General features: G+C 61.8%; 18 protein-coding genes and 2 tRNA genes. 2 read left to right on the forward strand and 18 right to left on the reverse strand.

Annotated elements, in window-relative coordinates:
• Positions 1-4 precede the first annotated feature (4 nt).
• The 5 genes from B9A31_RS11440 to alaS all read right to left on the reverse strand — a co-directional run bounded on the left by B9A31_RS11440 (position 5) and on the right by alaS (position 4,651).
• A tRNA-Arg gene (locus tag B9A31_RS11440) sits at positions 5-81 on the reverse strand.
• Positions 82-187: 106 nt separating this feature from the next.
• Positions 188-278 (reverse strand) — tRNA-Ser (locus tag B9A31_RS11445).
• A gap of 72 nt (positions 279-350) precedes the next feature.
• The gene (csrA, locus tag B9A31_RS11450) at positions 351-539 is read right to left on the reverse strand and encodes a carbon storage regulator CsrA (RefSeq protein WP_003254503.1); all 189 of its coding nucleotides are present in this window, start codon (positions 537-539) and stop codon (positions 351-353) included.
• Between the two features lie 167 nt (positions 540-706).
• The gene (locus B9A31_RS11455) at positions 707-1,942 is read right to left on the reverse strand and encodes an aspartate kinase (protein WP_019099135.1); all 1,236 of its coding nucleotides are present in this window, start codon (positions 1,940-1,942) and stop codon (positions 707-709) included.
• A gap of 84 nt (positions 1,943-2,026) precedes the next feature.
• Positions 2,027-4,651 (reverse strand): alanine--tRNA ligase, encoded by a 2,625-nt coding sequence (alaS, locus tag B9A31_RS11460; protein ID WP_025753867.1) that lies wholly within the window; start codon positions 4,649-4,651, stop codon positions 2,027-2,029.
• Between the two features lie 282 nt (positions 4,652-4,933).
• Here alaS and B9A31_RS11465 point away from each other — a divergent pair, with 282 nt between their 5' ends.
• Entirely contained in the window at positions 4,934-5,716 is a 783-nt protein-coding gene (locus B9A31_RS11465; RefSeq protein ID WP_027609415.1) for a hypothetical protein, read from the forward strand.
• 6 nt (positions 5,717-5,722) lie between these two features.
• Here the strand turns inward: B9A31_RS11465 and astE are convergent, their stop codons facing one another.
• The 13 genes from astE to acs all read right to left on the reverse strand — a co-directional run bounded on the left by astE (position 5,723) and on the right by acs (position 20,276).
• Positions 5,723-6,730, reverse strand: a complete 1,008-nt coding sequence (gene astE, locus B9A31_RS11470; RefSeq protein WP_025753869.1) for a succinylglutamate desuccinylase — start codon at positions 6,728-6,730, stop codon at positions 5,723-5,725.
• A 10-nt stretch (positions 6,731-6,740) separates the two neighbouring features.
• Positions 6,741-7,031, reverse strand: a complete 291-nt coding sequence (locus B9A31_RS11475; protein ID WP_003256592.1) for a topoisomerase II — start codon at positions 7,029-7,031, stop codon at positions 6,741-6,743.
• Between the two features lie 14 nt (positions 7,032-7,045).
• Positions 7,046-8,395 carry an N-succinylarginine dihydrolase gene (gene astB / locus B9A31_RS11480; protein ID WP_084296998.1) on the reverse strand — a complete coding sequence of 450 codons (1,350 nt, stop codon included), beginning with the start codon at positions 8,393-8,395 and terminating at the stop codon, positions 7,046-7,048.
• Positions 8,396-8,418: 23 nt separating this feature from the next.
• Positions 8,419-9,882, reverse strand: a complete 1,464-nt coding sequence (astD, locus tag B9A31_RS11485; RefSeq protein ID WP_019099131.1) for a succinylglutamate-semialdehyde dehydrogenase — start codon at positions 9,880-9,882, stop codon at positions 8,419-8,421.
• Positions 9,883-10,911, reverse strand: a complete 1,029-nt coding sequence (astA, locus tag B9A31_RS11490) for an arginine N-succinyltransferase (protein ID WP_027615316.1) — start codon at positions 10,909-10,911, stop codon at positions 9,883-9,885.
• A 78-nt stretch (positions 10,912-10,989) separates the two neighbouring features.
• A complete protein-coding gene (gene aruF, locus B9A31_RS11495) occupies positions 10,990-12,009 on the reverse strand; it encodes an arginine/ornithine succinyltransferase subunit alpha (protein WP_019099129.1) in 1,020 nt (339 codons plus the stop codon).
• Between the two features lie 135 nt (positions 12,010-12,144).
• Positions 12,145-13,365 (reverse strand): aspartate aminotransferase family protein, encoded by a 1,221-nt coding sequence (locus B9A31_RS11500; protein WP_084296999.1) that lies wholly within the window; start codon positions 13,363-13,365, stop codon positions 12,145-12,147.
• Positions 13,366-13,698: 333 nt separating this feature from the next.
• Positions 13,699-14,679, reverse strand: a complete 981-nt coding sequence (gene argR, locus B9A31_RS11505) for a transcriptional regulator ArgR (protein ID WP_019099127.1) — start codon at positions 14,677-14,679, stop codon at positions 13,699-13,701.
• Between the two features lie 98 nt (positions 14,680-14,777).
• Positions 14,778-15,542 (reverse strand): ABC transporter ATP-binding protein, encoded by a 765-nt coding sequence (locus tag B9A31_RS11510; protein WP_016711851.1) that lies wholly within the window; start codon positions 15,540-15,542, stop codon positions 14,778-14,780.
• Between the two features lie 22 nt (positions 15,543-15,564).
• Positions 15,565-16,263 carry an ABC transporter permease gene (locus B9A31_RS11515; protein WP_019099126.1) on the reverse strand — a complete coding sequence of 233 codons (699 nt, stop codon included), beginning with the start codon at positions 16,261-16,263 and terminating at the stop codon, positions 15,565-15,567.
• Positions 16,260-16,949: an ABC transporter permease gene (locus tag B9A31_RS11520; RefSeq protein ID WP_003254523.1), complete on the reverse strand. Its 690-nt coding sequence runs from the start codon at positions 16,947-16,949 to the stop codon at positions 16,260-16,262. The genes B9A31_RS11515 and B9A31_RS11520 overlap by 4 nt, the downstream gene beginning before the upstream one ends.
• Before the next feature lie 88 nt (positions 16,950-17,037).
• Positions 17,038-17,823: an ABC transporter substrate-binding protein gene (locus B9A31_RS11525; protein WP_019099125.1), complete on the reverse strand. Its 786-nt coding sequence runs from the start codon at positions 17,821-17,823 to the stop codon at positions 17,038-17,040.
• A gap of 491 nt (positions 17,824-18,314) precedes the next feature.
• Positions 18,315-20,276, reverse strand: coding sequence for an acetate--CoA ligase (acs, locus tag B9A31_RS11530; protein ID WP_084297000.1), 1,962 nt, complete (start codon positions 20,274-20,276; stop codon positions 18,315-18,317).
• A gap of 400 nt (positions 20,277-20,676) precedes the next feature.
• Between acs and B9A31_RS11535 the strand changes: the two genes are divergently transcribed.
• Complete coding sequence (locus tag B9A31_RS11535; RefSeq protein ID WP_003260110.1) at positions 20,677-20,931, forward strand: DUF2790 domain-containing protein; 255 nt, start codon at positions 20,677-20,679, stop codon at positions 20,929-20,931.
• Positions 20,932-20,962: the final 31 nt, after the last annotated feature.

Below are 20,962 nucleotides of genomic sequence, written 5' to 3' on the forward strand. Positions count from 1 at the left end.
AAAGTGGCGGACTCAGCAGGATTCGAACCTGCGACCGCTCGGTTCGTAGCCGAGTACTCTATCCAGCTGAGCTATGAGTCCGTGTCTTGCCGCGCATTATAGGTCGCTGAAACATTTTTGCAAGAACGTTTTCGTTTAAAATCAACGACTTAGCGTTCTCACTGTTTACAGCGCCCTACGCAAATAATGGCGGTGAAGGGGGGATTCGAACCCCCGATACCCTTATGAGGTATACTCCCTTAGCAGGGGAGCGCCTTCGGCCACTCGGCCACCTCACCGCAACACGAGGCGAATATTAAAGAACCTCTTTCACCTTTGCAACCCTTTTTTTGAAAAAAACTTCAAAAAAATTAAAGGCTTGGCTCTTCATCCTTCTCCTTCTTGATCCGCAGGTAGATTTCCTCGCGGTGAACAGCCACTTCTTTCGGGGCGCTGACGCCAATACGCACCTGGTTGCCTTTGACGCCAAGCACCGTCACGGTGATCTCGCCGTCTCCAATGATCAGGCTCTCGGCGCACCGACGAGTCAGAATCAACATAGCTTTCTCCTTACGCAAAACATTCAGGGGTAACAGTCTTGGGTATCAGGGCCAGTCGTGGACGACGACGGGACCCCGGTTACGCGCCACACAGGGCAGGACAGGGCCTGCGTGGCGAGCAGAAACGCGAAGGGCGCGGCACCAGCCGCGCCCTTCCAGGCAGCGCCTTACTCGCCCTGTCGGGCAGGAGCGTCGAGCTCGAACGCGGTGTGCAGCGCGCGTACGGCCAGCTCCAGGTACTTCTCTTCGATCACTACCGAGACCTTGATCTCGGAGGTGGAGATCATCTGGATGTTGATGCTCTCCTTGGCCAGGGCTTCGAACATGCGGCTGGCCACACCGGCGTGCGAACGCATGCCGACCCCAACGATCGAGACCTTGGCGATCTTGGTGTCGCCGATCACTTCACGGGCACCGATTTCGCGAGCGGTGTTTTCCAGCACGCTTTGCGCCTTCTCGTACTCGTTGCGGTGTACGGTGAAGGTGAAGTCGGTGGTGTTATCGTGGGCAACGTTCTGCACGATCATGTCCACTTCGATGTTCGAAGCGCTGATCGGGCCGAGGATCTTGAAGGCCACGCCCGGGGTGTCCGGCACGCCGCGAATGGTCAGCTTGGCTTCATCACGGTTGAAGGCGATACCGGAAATGATCGGCTGTTCCATGGATTCCTCTTCATCAATGGTAATGAGGGTACCCGGACCCTCCTTGAAGCTGTGCAGCACGCGCAGCGGGACGTTGTACTTGCCGGCGAACTCCACCGAACGGATCTGCAGCACCTTGGAACCGAGGCTGGCCATTTCCAGCATCTCTTCGAAGGTGATCTTCTCCAGGCGCTGGGCCTGCGGCACGACGCGTGGGTCGGTGGTGTAGACGCCATCGACGTCGGTGTAGATCTGGCACTCGTCCGCCTTCAGCGCTGCCGCCAGGGCCACGCCGGTCGTATCGGAGCCGCCACGGCCCAGGGTGGTGATGCTGCCGTGCTCGTCCACACCCTGGAAGCCTGCCACCACGACCACGCGGCCTTCCTTGAGGTCGGCGCGAATCTTCTGGTCGTCGATCTGCAGGATGCGCGCCTTGTTGTGCGCGCTGTCGGTAAGGATGCGCACCTGGTTGCCGGTGTAGGACACCGCTGGCACACCACGCTTGATCAAGGCCATGGTCAGCAGGGCAATGGTGACCTGCTCACCGGTCGACACGATCACGTCCAGTTCACGCGGAACCGGCTGATCGGTGATCTGCTTGGCCAGGTCGATCAGGCGATTGGTTTCACCGCTCATGGCCGACAATACAACCACTAGGTCGTCGCCCGCTTCACGGTGTTTCTTGACCTTTTCGGCTACCTGCTCGATCCGCTCGATGGAACCGACAGAGGTGCCGCCAAATTTCTGTACGATCAACGCCATTTCAATGGTGCCTCAGCCCATACAGGGCCCCAAAAAACAATCCAACATGAAGAGGCCGGCGACTAGACCGCCGGCGCCTTCATCTCAAAGTCCCTGCTCTGCGAATGGCACGGCCAGCGCCAGGGCCTGGTCCAGTGCAGCGACATCGACGCCACCACCCTGGGCCATGTCCGGACGGCCACCGCCCTTGCCACCCACCGCCGCAGCGGCTTGCTTCATCAGATCGCCAGCCTTGAGTTGGCTGGAGAGGTCCTTGGTTACGCCGGCCACCAGCACAACCTTGCCCTCATGCTCGCTGCCCAGCAGGATCACTGCGTGGCCGAGCTTGTTCTTCAGCTGATCGACCAGGGCCAGCAGGGCCTTGCCGTCCTGCCCATCCAGGCGGGCAGCAAGCACCTTGGCGCCCTTGACCTCAACGGCCGCGTTGGAGAGATCGTCCCCGGCGGCGCTGGCGGCCTTGGCCTGCAGCTGTTCCAGCTGCTTCTCCAGCTGGCGGTTGCGCTCGAGCACAGCCGACAGCTTGTCGATCAGGTTGTCGCGGTTACCTTTCACCAGCTGCGCGGCTTCCTTGACCTGCTCTTCGGCAGCGTTCAGGTAGGCCAGCGCTGCTGCGCCGGTAACGGCTTCGATACGGCGTACGCCAGAGGCCACGCCGCCTTCGCTGATGATCTTGAACAGACTGATGTCACCGGTGCGCTTGGCGTGGATACCGCCGCACAGCTCCACCGAGAAATCACCGCCCATGCTCAGTACACGCACGGTGTCGCCGTACTTCTCGCCGAACAGCGCCATGGCGCCTTTGGCCTTGGCGGTTTCGATGTCGGTCAGCTCGGTTTCCACCGGGGTGTTCTTGCGCACTTCGCGGTTGACGATGTCTTCCAGTGCCTTGATCTGCTCCGGCTTTACCGCCTCGAAGTGGCTGAAGTCGAAACGCAGGCGCTGGCTGTCGACCAGCGAGCCCTTCTGCTGTACGTGCTCGCCCAGTACCTGGCGCAGCGCTTCGTGCAGCAGGTGGGTGGCGGAGTGGTTCAGCGAGGTGGCGTGCTGCACGTCGGCATCGACCTTGGCCTCCACCGGCGAGCCGATTACCAGCGCACCGCTGGCGACCACGCCGTGGTGCAGGAAGGCACCACCGGTCTTGGTGGTGTCGCGCACGTCGAAGCGCGCAGCGCCAGCCTGCAGGAAGCCGGTGTCACCCACCTGGCCACCGGATTCGGCGTAGAACGGCGTACGGTCGAGCACGACCACGCCCTGCTCGCCTTCACCCAATTGGTCGACGGACTGGCCGTCCTTGTACAAGGCGATGATCTTGCCCTGGCCTTCAGTGGCGTCGTAGCCGAGGAACTCGGTGGCGCTGTCGACCTTGACCAGGCTGTTGTAGTCCATGCCGAAGGCGCTGGCGGAACGGGCGCGCTCACGCTGTGCGTCCATTTCGCGCTCGAAGCCGGCTTCGTCGATGGTCAGCTCGCGCTCACGGGCGATGTCGGCGGTCAGGTCCATCGGGAAGCCGTAGGTGTCGTACAGCTTGAACACCACGTCACCCGGTACCACGTCGCCTTTGAGCTGGGCCAGGTCTTGCTCGAGAATGCGCAGGCCCTGCTCCAGGGTCTTGGCAAACTGCTCTTCCTCGGCCTTGAGCACACGCTCGATGTGCGCCTGCTGGCTTTTCAGCTCTGGGAAGGCCTCGCCCATTTCGGCGGCCAGTGCGGCGACGATCTGGTAGAAGAAGCTGCCCTTGGCGCCCAGCTTGTTGCCGTGGCGGCAGGCGCGGCGAATGATGCGGCGCAGCACATAGCCACGGCCTTCGTTGGACGGCAGCACGCCGTCAGCGATCAGGAAACCGCACGAACGGATATGGTCGGCCACCACTTTCAGCGAGGCCTGGCCGTCGTTGCTGCAACCGATGGCCTTGGCAGCCGCCGCCAGCAGGTTCTGGAACAGGTCGATCTCGTAGTTCGAGTGCACGTGCTGCAGCACGGCGCTGACACGCTCCAGGCCCATGCCGGTGTCTACCGACGGCGCTGGCAGCGGGTGCAGCACGCCGTCGGCGGTGCGGTTGAACTGCATGAAAACGTTGTTCCAGATCTCGATGTAACGGTCGCCGTCTTCTTCTGGCGAGCCGGGTGGGCCGCCCCAGATGTCTGCGCCGTGGTCGTAGAAGATCTCGGTGCACGGGCCGCACGGGCCGGTGTCACCCATGGTCCAGAAGTTGTCGGAGGCGTACGGGGCGCCTTTGTTGTCACCGATGCGCACCATGCGCTCTTCCGGCACGCCGACTTCCTTGGTCCAGATGTCGTAGGCTTCGTCGTCAGTGGCGTAAACGGTGACCCAGAGCTTTTCCTTGGGCAGGTTCAGCCATTTGTCCGAGGTCAGGAAGGTCCAGGCGAAGGTGATGGCATCGCGCTTGAAATAGTCACCGAAGCTGAAGTTGCCCAGCATTTCGAAGAAGGTATGGTGACGCGCGGTGTAACCGACGTTTTCCAGGTCGTTGTGCTTGCCACCGGCACGCACGCACTTCTGGCTGCTGACGGCACGGGTGTAAGCACGCTTCTCCGCGCCGAGGAAGCAGTCCTTGAACTGGTTCATGCCGGCATTGGTGAACAGCAGGGTCGGGTCGTTGTTCGGAATCAGCGAACTGGAGGCGACTCGGGTATGGCCCTGCTCTTCGAAGAAGCGAAGGAAGGCTTCACGGATTTCTGCGCTTTTCATAGGTTCTTCCACGGATACGGCGGCGTCGGGGTGACGAAACGACGGCAAAGGGCGCCATTATATCCAGCCTGATGCCTGGGTGTAGTGTGTTTATACGATATAAACCGTCAATCGGAGCATGAAATGCGCTTAATGTCGATGTCATTCGCCCGACGACAACGACCAGGCGCTGATCGGCAGGTATCAGGGCGCCAGGCGCAAGGGATGAACCGTGCGTCAATTATGTACCAACTGCCTCGCAGCGCTCTCGGCACACTGTTCTCCCACCTCAGGAGATACATCATGACCAACCCGACCCCAAGTGTGCTCCTCAATGGCCGTAGCACAGCGTGCAGCGGCCAATGCAATGTCGAGCTGAACGAAGGCACGACGGCCTATCGGCAGGATCAGGACATTTACCCGTTGCTTGAGACCGCAGAGGTAGAGATTCAACGGCGACTCACAGACGCGAAGAATGACTTCGAACCAGTGGCCAGCCGTGATGAGATCGTCATCTGGTCCAAAACCGACAACATCCGGGTGAGCGAAGTCCGCTGCATTCGCATCGAGATTGCCGGCCAACCCTACCTGATCGAGCCAAGCTCGGACCAGCAAGAACTGGTACTGCAGTTTGCAGGCAAGCAGCTGCCAACCGGTATTGACGCGCACTTTAGCGGCTCGCTACGCCTGGACACCGAAGCGACTCAGAACAAAACCCTGATCGACACACAAATACCCAACCTTTCGATCTACGGAACGCCACAGTTCCAGTTTCGCGTGCTCGCGCAACTTGCCCTGCTGGCTGGGCAGCCCGCGCTGAGAGAGCTACTGCAATCTGCTCGCAAAGGCGACCCACAAGGTGAGCGGTTGATCCTGATGCAGCTGTATGCCGGGAATAATGCTGTGCATGGCCAGGGCTGGGACCCCAGGACAGGTGTAGAGGGGGCTACAGCCATCACCACCATACTGTACGACCCCTATACCCATGGAGAGGACGCCGTCACTGCACTGTTCACGGTACTGTACAGTGCTCTTGTCGATCTCAGTGCCGGTGATCCGACCGGGGAAGTGGCATTTCCAGACTGAGCAGCGTCAGGACAGGCGCGCGCCAGAATCCGGTACGATGAGAATCCCGGCCCGAAGCCCATTCTTCACCTTCGGGTTCGGGAAGATGATACGCGCCCCCTCCTCCTCGACCACCCAGCGCGTCTCGGCCAGGTCTTCGGCCAGCAGGTAACCCTTGCTCAGCTCGGAGAAATTCTCGATGTCCGCGGGCAGGTGCAGGTGGAAGCTGTCGCTGTGCTTGATGATCTCGCGAGACACGCTAAACAGTTGCAGGCCATCCAGCGAACCCTCGCCCTCTGGCTCGGTCGCCTCGATGATGCGCACCAGCCGCTCTTCCAGCTTGTCGAGGTTGACTTGCTCGTTCTGGCCGAACGGGCGAGCCTTGCCGAGCTCCAGGGTAAAGGCTTCAGCATCAAGCTGTTCATAGGTGAACGCACTGAAGGTGATGGAGGATTTGCTCTGCAGCAGCACCGCCTCCATACCCGCTGCCGCCAGGCGCGCCAACTCACGACGGGAATGCTTGCGCCCCTCTTTATAAGGGTACAAGGCGAATTGCTCGATCTTCGAACCGCGAATGGCGGTATGCAGGTCGTAATGCAGGCGGCTGCGCCCCGGCTTGCTGAAGAACACCCGGGCGAACTGTTCCAGTTCGGCGGCACGCAATGCCTCGAAACCACTGGAAAGCTCATGGCGGCCGTTGAACAGCCGGTTGATGTCCTGCTCGATGAAGCGCTCGCCCTTGCGGATGGCCGCCGGGTTGCCGAACAGGAACAGTAACCGTGCCTTGGGCTTGATCTTGCCATTGGCCACGCCGTGCAGCAGCCGCTCGAGCAATTCGATCGGCGCCGTTTCGTTGCCATGGATGCCGGCGGACAACAGCAAGTCCAGCCCGCAGTCCTCGTTCTCGGCAGGGCGCACTTCCAGCGCGCCCTCCCCCAGCCAGCGCAAACGCGCGCCCTTGGGTGTCACTTGGGTCTTCTCGGCCGGTTCGTGATCGGTGAGGGTCAGCTCAAGCAATTTGCCAAGGGCGAGCATAGGGGCTTCCTTAGTGGTGGTGGCCGCAGTCGGGGCCATGGACGTGATCGTCGTCTTCGCCAACCTCGGCCGGCTCCATTTCCAGCTGCAGGCTGACCAGATTGGTGGCCATCGGGCGCAGCAGCAGGTTGGCATACTCGGTATCGTCTTCCTCGACATCCACACCGATCAGCAGCTGGCCACGGCCGTCCTGCTGAATCCACACTTCCTTGCCTTGCCAGACCACGGCAAAACGGGTGCAGGAGGTTTCCAGCTGGGTGCCGTCTTCATCTTCGAGGATCAGGCGCAGGGCGTCGGTCATTGCAAAGTCTCTCTTCAAGGTTGTCGTTGGAACGGGTACACCGAACCCAACTTCAGGATCTGGGTCAATTCGTCCAGTGCCGTACGGCATTCCACCAGGAGTTGCGGGTCAGCCAGGTCCGCGTCGCTCAAGCGATCGCGATAATGCTTGTCGACCCACCCCACCAAGGTGTCGTACAGCGGGGCGGTCATGATAACGCCTTGGTTGACCGCTGCCAGTTCCGATTCCTTCAACGCCACACGCAAACGCAGGCAAGCCGGGCCACCACCGTTCTGCATGCTCTGCTTGAGGTCGAACACCTTGACCTCCTTCACCGGGCCGCCCTGACTGGTCAGCTGGCCCAGGTAGGCCCAGACCCGCTCGTTGTTGCGGCACTCTTCCGGCACCACCAGCAGCATGGAGCCGTCGTCGCGGCTGAGCAGCTGGCTATTGAACAGGTAGGAACGCACCGCATCCTCAACCGTCACCGCCGCCCGTGGCACACAGATAGCCTGGAAGTTGCCACCCTTGCTGGCCAGTTTAGCTCGCAGCTGGCCAAGCACCGTGTCGGTCTCCAGGAAGGCGTCCTCGTGGTAAAACAGCACCTCGCCGTTGCCCACCGAAATCACATCGTTGTGGAACACGCCCTGGTCGATCACCGCAGGGTTCTGTTGAGCGTAGACCACACCATCATCACTCAGCCCATGCAGCCGGGCCACGGCCTGCGAGGCCTCCAGGGTTTGCCGGGCCGGGTACTTCTGCGGCGCCGGGTAGCGGCTGTCGAAGGCACTGCGGCCGTAAACGAAGAACTCCACGCCCGCCTCGCCATAGGCACGGCAGAAGCGCGTGTGGTTGGCCGCGCCCTCGTCACCGAACTGTGCCACGGCAGGCAATGCTGCGTGGTGGGCAAAGTGTTTCTCGTTGTTGAACATGGCGCGCAGCACGCGGCTGGTGGTCGGGTGCTCGATGCTGCGGTGGTACTTGCAGTTCAGGTTGGCAGCGGTGAAATGCACGCGGCCATCTGCGGTGTCGGCACTGGGGCTGACCGTGGCCGCGTTGGCCACCCACATGCTCGACGCCGAGCAACTGGCCACCAGCAGCGGCATCGCTTCGTTAGCCGCACGCTGGATCACTTCGGCATCGCTGCCGCTGAAGCCCAGGCGGCGCAGGGCAGCCACATCCGGGCGCTCCTGCGGCGCCAGCACGCCCTGCTTGAAGCCCAGGTCGGCCAGCGCCTTCATTTTCGCCAGGCCTTGGCGCGCGGCTTCACGCGGGTTGGAACCCTGCTGGCTGTTGCTTTGCGAAGCCACGTTGCCGTAGGACAGGCCGCCATAGTTGTGGGTAGGCCCCACCAGGCCATCAAAATTCACTTCATAGGATTTCATCGGCTAGGCTCCGTGACCTGTTGTTATAGGGTGACGCCCGGCGTCAACGTCGCCGGCAAGGCAAGGCTGGCGGTCTCCAGCGAAGCCACGGGGTAAGCGCAATAGTCAGCCGCGTAATAGGCACTGGCGCGGTGGTTGCCACTGGCCCCCACACCACCGAACGGCGCGCTGCTCGCGGCACCGGTCAGTTGCTTGTTCCAGTTGACGATGCCGGCACGGCTGCGCAGCCAGAAGTACTGGTAGCGGGCGCGGGAGTCGGACAACAACCCGGCGGCCAGGCCGTACTGGGTGTTGTTGGCTTCATCGATGGCCGCATCGAAGTCGGCATAACGGATGACTTGCAGCAGTGGGCCGAAGAATTCTTCGTCCGGTCGCCCGGCCACGCCAGTGACATCGACGATGCCCGGGGTCAGCAGCGCGGCATCGGCCTGCGGCTGGGTCATTTCCAGCAGCTTCACGCCACCTTTGGCAACCAGCTCGGCCTGGGCCACCATCAGCGCCTGCGCCGCTTGCAGCGAGATCACCGAGCCCATGAACGGCGCCGGTTGCTCATCGAACGCACCTACCGTAATGGTTTTGCATACCTCGACCAGGCGCGCGATCAGTGCATCACCCCAGGCACCTTGCGGCACCAGCAGGCGCCGGGCACAGGTGCAGCGCTGGCCGGCAGAAATAAACGCCGACTGGATAATGGTGTACACCGCCGCGTCGATGTCCTTGACCTCGTCCACCACCAGCGGGTTGTTGCCCCCCATTTCCAGGGCCAGGATCTTGTCCGGGCGGCCGGCGAACTGCTGGTGCAGCAGGTTCCCGGTGCGGCTGGAACCGGTGAAGAACAAACCATCTATACCCGGGTTCGCCGCCAGTGCCACACCGGTTTCGCGTGCGCCCTGCACCAGGTTCAGGACACCCGCCGGCAAGCCAGCGGCGATCCAGCAATTGACGGTCAGCTCGGCCACCTTGGGGGTCAGCTCACTGGGCTTGAACACCACGCAATTGCCTGCCAACAACGCCGGCACAATGTGGCCGTTAGGCAAGTGACCGGGAAAGTTGTAAGGGCCGAAGACTGCCACCACGCCGTGGGGCTTGTGCCGCAACACCGCCGTGGCATCGGCCAGCGGGCCACTCTTTTCGCCGGTGCGCTCGCGGTAGCTTTGTACCGAAATCGCCACCTTGTTGATCATGCTGGTGACTTCGGTTGCCGATTCCCACAGCGGCTTGCCGGTTTCCTCGCCGATGCAGTGAGCCATGGCTTCGGCGTGCGCTTTCAACTGCGCCGCGAACTTCTCCAGCACATCGATGCGCGCTTCCAGGCTCAATTGCGCCCAGGCCGGGAAAGCCTGGCGCGCGGCCTGCACGGCAGCGTCCACCTGGCTGGCATCGGCGCCCTGCCCTTGCCAGATCACGGCTTGGGTCACCGGATTCAACGACTGCAGGGCTTCACCCTGGCCGGCCTGCCAATTGCCTGCGATGAAATGCGTGGTCATTTACTGGGCCTCCCGGCTAGCCGACAGCGGCACCGCGCGCACATTGTCGCCGGCACCCATGCGCAGACGCTTGGCGGTCAACGGGTCGACCACCAGAGTACCGGCGGCCAGCCGCGCGGGTGCCGCGGTAATGCGGCAGTCGTCGCGCTTGCGGTTGTGGATGATGTAAGGGGTGGCGTCATCGCCCGGCGTACCGACCGCCAGCACCAGGTTCTGGCTCTCGCGCACGGCGCGGATCTTGGCGGTGTCGCATTCGATGGCCGGGCCAGCATCGAAGATGTCGACGTAGCCCTGGTAGTTGAAGCCTTCCTGCTTGAGCATGGCCAGCGCCGGCTCGGTGTCCTTGTGCACACGGCCGATCACATTGCGCGCCGCCTCGGACAGGAAGCAGGTGTACAGCGGGAACTTGGGCATCAGCTCGGCGATGAACGACTTGTTGCCCACGCCAGTGAGGTAGTCAGCCTGGCTGAACTCCATCCTGAAGAAGTGCCGGCCCAGGCTTTCCCAGAACGGCGAACGCCCCTGCTCGTCCGACATGCCGCGCATTTCGGCAATGATCTTCTTGCCGAACAGCTCGGGGAACTCGGCAATGAACAGCATGCGCGCGCGTGACAGCAGGCGGCCATTCAGCCCGGAGCGGTAGTCGCTGCGCAGGAACAGCGAGCACAGCTCGGAGTTGCCGGTCAGGTCGTTGGCCAGGAACAGGGTGGGGATTTCGCGGTAGATCTTCAGCTCCTGCGAGGCACTGACGGTCAGGCCGACCCGGTAGTTGTACCAGGGCTCGCGCAGGCCGACGGCACCGGCAATGGCACTGATGCCCACCACCAGGCCTTCGTCGTTTTCCAGCACGAACAGGTAGTCGGTGTCGCCACGCTCGGCCTCGCCACGGAAGCTTTTTTCCGCCCAGCCAACGCGATGCCCCAGGCGCTCTTCGTTGGCCGGCAGCGTGGTCAGCCCGGTGGTACCGGTGCTGCGTGCCAATTCGATCAACGCAGGCAAATCGCTGCTGCGTACAGGACGAACGATCATGCTATCTCCTTGTGCGACGGCATCGGCCGGCGCGAAACGCTGCTAACGCATCAATCCCGAAACGTCTGTCACCAGACCTCACACCGCCACCAGGCGCACGCTGGCGCCCTCGCCCACACCCAGTGCATCGGCTGCCGCCACGCTCAGGCTTACCGGTTTGCCGGGTACCCAGTCGAGGTCCAGCAGCACTGCGCGGTAGTCCTGGAGCTGGCCGTTGCAGACCAGGTACGGGCGCCCGCCCTTGGCTGGCGCTTCTTCGATTTTCACCGGCACGACCCGGCTCTGAGCGATCGAGCGAATGCCCGAGGTACGCGCATGCAGGGTCGGGCCGCCGTCGAAGATGTCGATGTAGTGCTCGGTCTCGAAGCCTTCGCGCATGAGGATGTCGAAGGTGATCTGCGCGCGCGGGTGCACCTGGCCCATGGCTTCCTGCGCTTCATCAGGCAGCAGCGGCACATAGATCGGGTAGTGCGGCATCAGTTCGGCGAGGAAGGTGCGGCTTTTAAGGCCACACAGGCGCTCGGCGTCGGCATAGTTGAGGTCAAAGAAATTGCGGCCGATGGCATCCCAGAAAGGCGATTCGCCCTGCTCGTCGCTGAAACCGACGATTTCGGTCACGACCGAGTCGGCGAAACGCTCCGGGTGCGCGGCCATGAACAGCAGGCGACCGCGAGAATTGAGCTCGGCCCAGCCACTGTTCACCAGCTCTGGCAATACATAGAAGCTGGTCAGCAGGCTGTTGCCGGTCAGGTCGTGACACAGCGACAGCACGTGAATCTTGTTGTGAATCTTCAGCTCGCGCGAGGCATGCACGAAGGTCTCGTTGCGAAAGCTGTAAAACGGCTCGGAGTAGCCCGCCGACGCCACAATGGCCGAGCAGCCGGCCAGCTTGCCGGTTTCGCTGTCTTCGAGCACGAAGAAGTAGCTTTCTTCACCGTTGAAGCTGACCTCGGCGGCGAAGGAAGTCTCGGAAGCGGCGATCTTGTCGCCCAGGCGAGCAGCGTCGTCCGGCAGCGAGGTGACACCAATGGGGCTGTCTGCAGCCATGCGCTGCACTTCGTTCAGATCAGCCATTTGCGCGGGGCGCATCACCAGCATGGTGTCACTCCTTTGGAATACGGGCCGCTTACGGCGGCACGGAAAAACGGCAGGTGCACAGGCACCTGCACTGGAATCGGGTATCGCCGGCCCGGCTCAGCCATGGCTGGGGCCGGCGAAGTGGCCGCAGGCGGATCAGCCTTTGGTCAGCGTGGCCACGGCGCGCTCGAAGCGGTCCAGGCCTTCATCGATGTCGGCGTCTTCAACCACCAGGCTTGGCGCAAAGCGAACCACGTCCGGGCCGGCCTGCAGCACCATCACGCCTTCTTTTTCGGCCGCGTTGAGTACGTCCTTGGCCTTGCCTTGCCAGGCTTCGGTCAGCACGCAGCCCAGCAGCAGGCCAACGCCACGTACCTGGCTGAACAGGTTGTACTTCTGGCCAATCTGCTCCAGACGGGTCTTGAAGCGCTCATGCTTGGCCTTGATGCCGGCCAGGGTTTCCGGGGTGTTGACCACATCCAGCACGGCACAGGCAACGGCGCAGCCCAGCGGGTTGCCGCCATAGGTGGTGCCGTGGGTGCCGACAGCCAGGTGTTTGGCCAGCTCGGTGGTGGTCAGCATGGCGCCGATCGGGAAGCCGCCGCCCAGGCTCTTGGCGCTGGTCAGGATGTCTGGCGTCACGCCGTAGTGCTGGTAGGCATACAGCGAACCGGTACGGCCCACGCCGGTTTGCACTTCGTCGAAGATCAGCAGGGCGTTGTGCTCGTCGCACAGCTTGCGCGCGCCTTCCAGGTAGGCCTTGTCGGCCGGCACCACGCCGCTCTCGCCCTGGATCGGCTCGATCACCACGGCGCAGGTCTTGTCGGAAATCTGTGCCTTCAGCGCGTCCAGGTCGTTGTAGGGCACGTGGCTGATGCCGGTGATCTTCGGGCCGAAGCCATCGGAGTACTTCGGCTGGCCACCGACGCTGACGGTAAACAAAGTGCGGCCGTGGAAGCTGTTCACGGTGGCGATGATTTCGTGTTTTTCCGGGCCGAAGCGGTCATGCGCAACACGACGGGCCAGCTTGAAAGCAGCCTCGTTGGATTCGGCGCCGGAGTTGCAGAAGAACGCCCGGTCGGCAAAGGTAGCATCCACCAGTTTGTGGGCCAGGCGCAGGGCCGGCTCGTTGGTGAACACGTTGGATACGTGCCAGAGGGTATTGGCCTGCTCGGTCAGGGCCTTGACCAGCGCCGGGTGGCAATGGCCCAGGGCGTTTACCGCGATGCCACCGGCAAAGTCGATCAGCTCGCGACCCGACTGGTCCCAGACGCGGGAACCCTCGCCTCGCACAGGAATGAAGGCCGCCGGAGAATAGTTGGGGACCATGACCTGGTCGAAATCGGCACGTTGCACCGGGGCTTGCTCAACGGACATCTGAGTCTCCTGAAGAGGAACGCTGGCCTGGAAGTGGCGAGCGATGGGGGGATTGTAAGGACTGATCCGCGCCTGTCCTTGCGGCCAAGCGACAACTTGTTACAGCGCAAAACCCAGTTTTGACAAGGTTTTCGGCAATGCGACAAACACTGTCGCAATCGCGCAGTGTACGGGAGAGAGGGGGCTGGGTGAACGGGTGTTCACAAGGGATTGAGTGGGTGTGGGTGTATGTCTATATTAGGGTAGTGCCTGGAAGATCGAGCGCCGCCCGCGCGGCGCTCGATTTCAGCACCATCATCAAACCCAAGGCATACACCCGAACCCACCCAAATATCAGCCCTTTTCGGCCGGCGCTGAGCTCAATTCGAACGGGCTGCTGCTACGCCGCTGGTTACGGTCTTCCCGTGGCGTCGCGCCAAAGAAGTTGCGGTAGGCGCTGGAAAAATGCGGCCCCGAGGAGAAACCACAGGACAGCCCGATCTGGATGATCGACTTGCTGGTCTGCATCAGCATCTGCCGCGCCTTGTTCAGCCGCAGCTCCAGATAATACTGGCTCGGCACGCGGTTCAGATACTGCTTGAAGATGCGCTCCAGCTGCCGGCGTGACACGCACACATGCTGGGCAATCTCATCGGTGGTCAGCGGCTCTTCGATGTTGGCCTCCATCAACAGCACCGCCTGGGTCAGCTTGGGGTGGCTGGAGCCCAGGCGATTCTGCAGCGGAATGCGCTGGCGCTCACCACCCTCGCGGATGCGCTCTACCACCAACTCTTCCGAAACAGCGCCCGCCAGCTCCGCCCCATGATCGCGGGCCAGCACGGCCAGTAGCAGGTCGGTTACAGCCATGCCGCCACAGGCCGTCAGGCGGTCGCGGTCCCAGTCGAACAGGTGACTGGTGGCAATGACCTTGGGGAAGCGCTCGGCAAAATCATCCTGCCAGCGCCAGTGCACGGCAGCACGATAACCGTCGAGCAAGCCCAGCATCGCCAGAGGATAAACACCGGCTGACAGGCCACCGACCATGCAGCCGCTGCGCGCCTGCTGCTTGAGAGCAGCCGACAAGGCTGCCCCTACTGCCGCAGGCGGCTCGTCAGCAACCAGAAACAGCTTGTGGCACCCCTCCAAGCGGCCAGTCCACGGTTCGCCCGGCAGGCGCCAGCCACCCTCTTGCGCCGGCTCCGCCTGCAGGAAGGCCATTTCGTAGACCACATCCGGGTGTACCCGCTGCGCCACCAGCAACACTTCCTCGGCCAGCGCCAGGGTCAAGGGCCTGGTGCTGGGCCAGATGAGAAAACCGATTCGCTGGGTGGTCATAGGGTACGGTCCGAAACCTGAGGTCGTTCGAGTCTGTGCGCCGGGTCAGGCTGCGCTCGCCGCGCAGCATGCCCTATTCTGGTGCAAAAATGCAGCTTTTACTTCAGGCTGCCGGAGAGGAACTGCTTCAGGCGCTCCGACTGCGGATTGGCCAGCACTTCACGCGGGCAGCCGGTTTCTTCCACCAGGCCTTTGTGCAGGAACACCAACTGGTTGGACACCTCACGGGCAAAGCCCATTTCGTGGGTCACCACCACCATGGTGCGGCCTTCCTGGGCCAGCGCCTGCATCACCTTGAGTACATCGCCCACCAGTTCAGGGTCCAGTGCCGAGGTCGGCTCGTCGAACAGCATAACCTCCGGCTCCATGGCCAGCGCGCGGGCAATTGCCACACGCTGTTGCTCGCCACCCGACATATGCCCGGGGAAGGCGTCCTTGCGGTGGGCAACACCGACCTTGGCCAGGTAATGCTCGGCCTTCTCCAGCGCCTCCTTCTTGTTCACACCCAACACATGCACCGGCGCTTCGATGATGTTTTCCAGTGCGGTCATGTGCGACCACAGGTTGAAGTGCTGGAACACCATCGACAGGCGCGAGCGCATGCGCTGCAACTGACGCGGGTCGGCAGCCTTCAGCGCGCCGTCCTTGCCGGCCACCAGCTTGAGCTCTTCGTTGTTGAGCAGGATCTTGCCCGCGTGCGGCTGCTCCAGCAGGTTGATGCAGCGCAGAAAGGTCGACTTGCCCGAACCACTGGAGCCGATGATGCTGATGACGTCGCCGGCCTTGGCCGCCAGCGACACGCCCTTGAGCACTTCGTGGCTGCCGTAGCGCTTGTGCAGGTCTTGGACTTCGAGTTTGTACATGCTGTCGATTCTCACAGAGCGGTCAGTGCTTGCGCGGCGCCAGGTAGCCGAGCCAGCGGCGTTCGGCCATCTTGAAAAGGCGCACCAGGATGAAGGTCAGGCACAGGTAGAACACGCCCGCCGTGATGTAGGCCTCGAAAGGCAGGTAATACTGGGCATTGACCGTGCGCGCGGCACCGGTGATGTCGATCAGGGTGACGATCGACGCCAGGCTGGTGGTTTGCAGCATCATGATCACTTCGTTGCTGTATTGCGGCAGCGCCCGGCGCAGGGCCGAGGGCAGCAGGATGCGCCGGTACATTTTCATGCGCGACATGCCCATGGCCTTGGCCGCCTCGATCTCGCCATGGGGCGTGGCCTTGAGGCTGCCGGCAATGATTTCGGCGGTGTAGGCGCTGGTGTTGATGCCGAACGCCAGACACGCGCAGAAGGTGGCGCTGGACAGCAGCGGCCAGAGGAAGCTCTCGCGCACCGCTTCGAACTGCGCCAGGCCGTAGTAGATCAGGAACAGCTGCACCAGCATGGGTGTGCCGCGGATCACGTAGGTGTACAGCCACGCAGCCAGGTTGATCGCCGGCTGTTTCGACACGCGCATCAGGCCCAGCGGGATGGCCGCCAGCAGCCCGAAGAACAGCGAAATCGCCAACAGCTTGAGGGTGGTCAGCAGGCCGCCGAAGTACATCGGCAATGCCTCCCAGACGACGTTGTAGTCGAAGATCATAGTTCAGCCACCTTGACGCCCACCGAGTAGCGGCGCTCCAGATACTTCAGGGCCAGCAGCGAGACGCTGGTCAGCACCAGGTACAGTGCCGCCACCGCCAGGAAGAAGGTGAAAGGCTCGCGGGTGGCATCGGCCGCCTGCTTGGCCTTGAACATCATGTCCTGCAGGCCGACGACCGAGATCAGTGCAGTGGCCTTGGTGAGTACCAGCCAGTTGTTGGTGAAGCCCGGGATCGCCAGGCGAATCATTTGCGGCACCTGGATGCGGAAGAACACCTGGCGCGGGCTCATGCCATACGCCACGCCCGCCTCGGCCTGGCCCTTGGGTATACCCAGGAAGGCACCGCGGAAGGTTTCCGACAGGTAGGCGCCAAAGATGAAGCCCAGGGTACCGATACCGGCAATCAACGGGTTCAGGTCAATGTAGTCTTCGTAGCCGAGCAGCGGTGCCACGCGGTTGATGATGTCTTGCCCGCCGTAGAAGATCAGCAGGATCAGGACCAGGTCCGGAATACCACGGATCACCGTGGAATACAGGTCGCCCAGCCAGGCCAGCCAGCGCACCGGCGACAAGCGCAGCGCCACACCGATCAGGCCGAGCACGATGGCCAGGGCCATCGACGACAGGGCGAGCTGAAGCGTCAGCCACGCCCCGTCGAGGATGACTGCCCCGTAGCCTTTCAACATGATGAGGTCCTCGACCTAAAGAATGAAAAATGGTGCAAACCTCAGAGCCTCTGCTGTTTGCACCATTGCAAAGGTGAAACCCGACGTCTTAGTTCGAGTCTGGACCGTAGATGTCGAAGTTGAAGTACTTCTTCTCGATTTCTTTGTACTTGCCGTTGGCACGGATGGCATCGATGGCCGCGTTGATGCGGTCGACGTTGGCCTTGTCACCTTTGCGCACAGCAATACCGATACCGTCACCGAAGTACTTGGCGTCGGTGAAGGACGGGCCTACGAAGGCGAAGCCTTTACCCGCGTCGGTCTTGAGGAAGCCGTCTTCCAGCAGGGTGGCGTCGGCCACGGTGCCGTCCAGGCGGCCGGCGGCCACATCCAGGTAGATTTCGTTCTGAGTGCCGTAAGGCACCACGGTGGCACCTTTGGCGCCCAGCACTTCCTTGGCGAAGCGGTCATGAATCGAGCCACGCTGCACGCCGATCTTCTTGCCTTTCAGCTCATCCAGGCTGTCGCTGACCGTGGTGCCTTCCTTCATCACCAGGCGCGCCGGCGTGAGGTAGTAACGCTTGGTGAAGTCGACCGACTTCTTGCGGTCCTCGGTGATCGACATGGACGACAGGATGGCGTCGATCTTGCGCACTTTCAGCGCCGGGATCAGGCCGTCGAACTCCTGCTCGACCCAGGTGCACTTGGCTTTCATCTCTTCGCACAGGGCGTTGCCGATGTCGTAGTCGAAACCGGCGATGCTGCCATCGGGCTGCTTGAAGGCGAAGGGTGGGTAGGCGGCTTCAATGCCGATTTTCAGCGGTTTTTCATCGGCCTGCGACACCAGGGAAAATACGGATAGCGCCAGGGCGCCAAGCAGTGCGAGCTTCTTCATCAGGTAACTCCATCGGTACGGGGCAATACAAGGCAGGTAACGGCTGCCCGATATGCGAATGGGTACAACGCGAGCCGCGCAGGGTTCGACCAAGGTCGCAGACCACGAGCGAGTGAGTGGCATTTTAGCGACAGCCCGGTAGTCGATATTTCTTCAAAGCGACAACTACTTACAGAAGCGCCTGAAACCGCTGCGGGCGATGTTGACGACCAGCGCAAAATATGCGAAGGCACAAGAAATAGAACCAATAGACCTAGCAATTCCTGGGCCTATTATTGGCAAAGCCTTGTACTACGGCAAGTGTAGCGTGCCGCGTTGTACAAAATGGCTGGAGAAGCGCACCGAAACAGGTCCGTGTTGTTTCCTCGCGCCCCGAACGTGTGCAAGGCGGGTGACAGAACAGTTACCGATGAATGTCGGGTAACAGTAAAGCAAAAACCCCGCCGGGTTGCCCGGGCGGGGTTTTCTGTTCACACGGCCCTGCTTCGCTATCAGGCCGAGGCCAGGTTCATGGCCTTGTGGGTATCGATCAGGTGTTGCACCACGCCCGGGTCGGCCAGGGTCGAGATATCGCCCAACGCATCGTACTCACCGGTGGCAATCTTGCGCAGGATACGGCGCATGATCTTGCCCGAACGCGTTTTCGGCAGCCCCGGTGCCCACTGGATCACATCCGGCGAGGCGATTGGGCCGATTTCCTTGCGCACCCAGTTCTTCAACTCCAGGCGCAGCTGCTCGCTGGCCTCGATACCGGCATTGAGGGTGACATACACATAGATGCCCTGCCCTTTGATGTCGTGCGGCACGCCAACCACTGCAGCCTCGGCCACCTTCGCGTGGGCCACCATGGCACTTTCGATCTCGGCGGTACCCATGCGGTGCCCGGATACGTTGAGCACGTCATCCACACGGCCCGTGATCCAGTAATAGCCATCCTCGTCACGGCGCGCACCGTCACCGGTGAAGTACATGCCACGGAAGGTCTTGAAGTAGGTGTCGACGAAACGATCGTGGTCGCCGAACAGCGAACGCGACTGGCCCGGCCAGGAGTCGAGGATCACCAGGTTGCCCTCGGCAGCACCGTCGATCAGGTTACCCAGGTTGTCCACCAGCGCTGGCACCACGCCGAAGAACGGACGGGTAGCCGACCCCGGTTTCAGGCCGGTAGCACCCGGCAGCGGGCTGATCAGAATGCCACCGGTCTCGGTCTGCCACCAGGTATCGACGATCGGGCAACGCTCCTTGCCCACGGTCTTGTAGTACCAGTTCCAGGCTTCGGGGTTGATCGGCTCGCCCACCGAGCCGAGCAGGCGCAGGCTGGAGCCGTCAGCACCTTCAACAGCTGCCTGCCCTTCGGCCATCATCGCGCGGATGGCAGTGGGCGCGGTGTAGAGGATGTTGACCTTGTGCTTGTCGACGATCTTCGACACGCGGGTGATGTCAGGGTAGTTCGGCACACCCTCGAACAGCAGGGTAGTGGCGCCATTGGCCAGCGGGCCGTACACGATGTAGCTGTGGCCGGTGACCCAGCCTACGTCGGCAGTGCACCAGTACACTTCACCCGGGCGGTAGTCGAATACCCGCTCATGGGTCAGGGCGGCATACACCAGGTAACCGCCGGTGGTGTGCAGCACACCTTTCGGCTTACCGGTAGAACCGGAGGTGTAGAGGATGAACAGCGCTTCCTCGGCCCCCATTTCTTTCGGCGCGCAGTGGCTGGAGGCCACTCTCATCAGGTCTTCGTACCAGATGTCGCGATGCTGGTGCCAGGCAATGTCGCCACCGGTGCGCTTGCACACGATGATCTTCTGCACGCTATTGGTTTCAGGGTTGGTCAGCGCCAGGTCGACGTTGGCCTTGAGTGGGGTGCGGCGGCCGCCACGCAGGCCCTCGTCGGCGGTGATCACCACCTTGGACTTGCAGTCGATGATACGGCCAGCCAGCGCCTCGGGCGAGAAACCACCGAACACCACCGAGTGGATTGCACCGATGCGGGCGCAGGCCAGCATGGCGACCACGGCTTCGGGGATCATCGGCATGTAGATGGTGACCACATCACCCCGGTGCACGTCCTGGCCACGCAGGGCGTTGGCGAACTTGCACACCTGCTCGTGCAGTTCGCGGTAGGTGATGTTGCGGTGTTCGGAAGGGTCGTCGCCTTCCCAGATGATGGCCAGCTGGTCGCCGCGCTCTTCAAGGTGGCGATCCAGGCAGTTCGAGGAAACGTTCAGAGTGCCGTCGGCGAACCATTTGATATCGACGTGATGGTCGTCGAAGGAGGTCTGCTTGACCTTGGTGAACGGCTTGATCCAGTCGATTCGCTGGGCCTGCTCGCGCCAGAAGCCGTCCGGATTGATCACCGATTGCTGGTACATGGCCTTGTAGGTGGCCTCGTCGGTCAGGGTAGTGGCCGCAACCTCGGGACGAACGGGATACAGTGGAGCCGCACTCATCTTTGTTACCTCGGTGTAATAGTTGTTTTTGTATGGAACCGTTTGTAACTGTACCAGAGCGACAAAAGCCATTCGACGTTGGTAGTAATTTGGTACGCCCGTTCCGCCAAAGTGCTCTGGCATGCGGATTACAGCCCTGACCACGAAAAAAAACGAGGGGCTTTACCAGAGGATTGTTACAGATTCTGTCAAAACACTTTATCAAAAGACCCACTGTTTCGGCCTTGGCCACAACCCTAAAATTCACCTCGCCAGCAACGGCAAGGCGATTAACAACTGGTAACAGCCCCCACGAAGGCAAACGTTAATCTCCCTCTAATCCCGATAGTTAAAACTAGCAGTACTCGCGGCGCCATAAGCGCCGCGTGCCCCCTCACGACCTTAGACAGGTAAATAGAAAATGAAAGCTTTACTGGTATTGGTACTTGGCAGTCTTTGCGGCGCGGCAATGGCCGGCGAAGCCAAAGATGCCGAGCAGATTCCGGTTGAACAGTACAGTTACTCGCAGCACCTGGACATTGCCCGCGTCATCTCCATGAGCGAAGTGCCCAATGTGTGCGAAGTCGTGCCAGCCCGCATGACCTACGAGGACTCCAAGGGCCAGAAGCACATTCTCGAATACCGCGTGATGGGGAACGGCTGCTCCAACGGCTGATACCTTCTGAATCAGGGGCCCTACGGGCCCC

The sequence above is a fragment of the Pseudomonas sp. URIL14HWK12:I5 genome (assembly GCF_900176445.1).
GTDB classification, from domain to species: Bacteria; Pseudomonadota; Gammaproteobacteria; order Pseudomonadales; family Pseudomonadaceae; genus Aquipseudomonas; species Aquipseudomonas monteilii.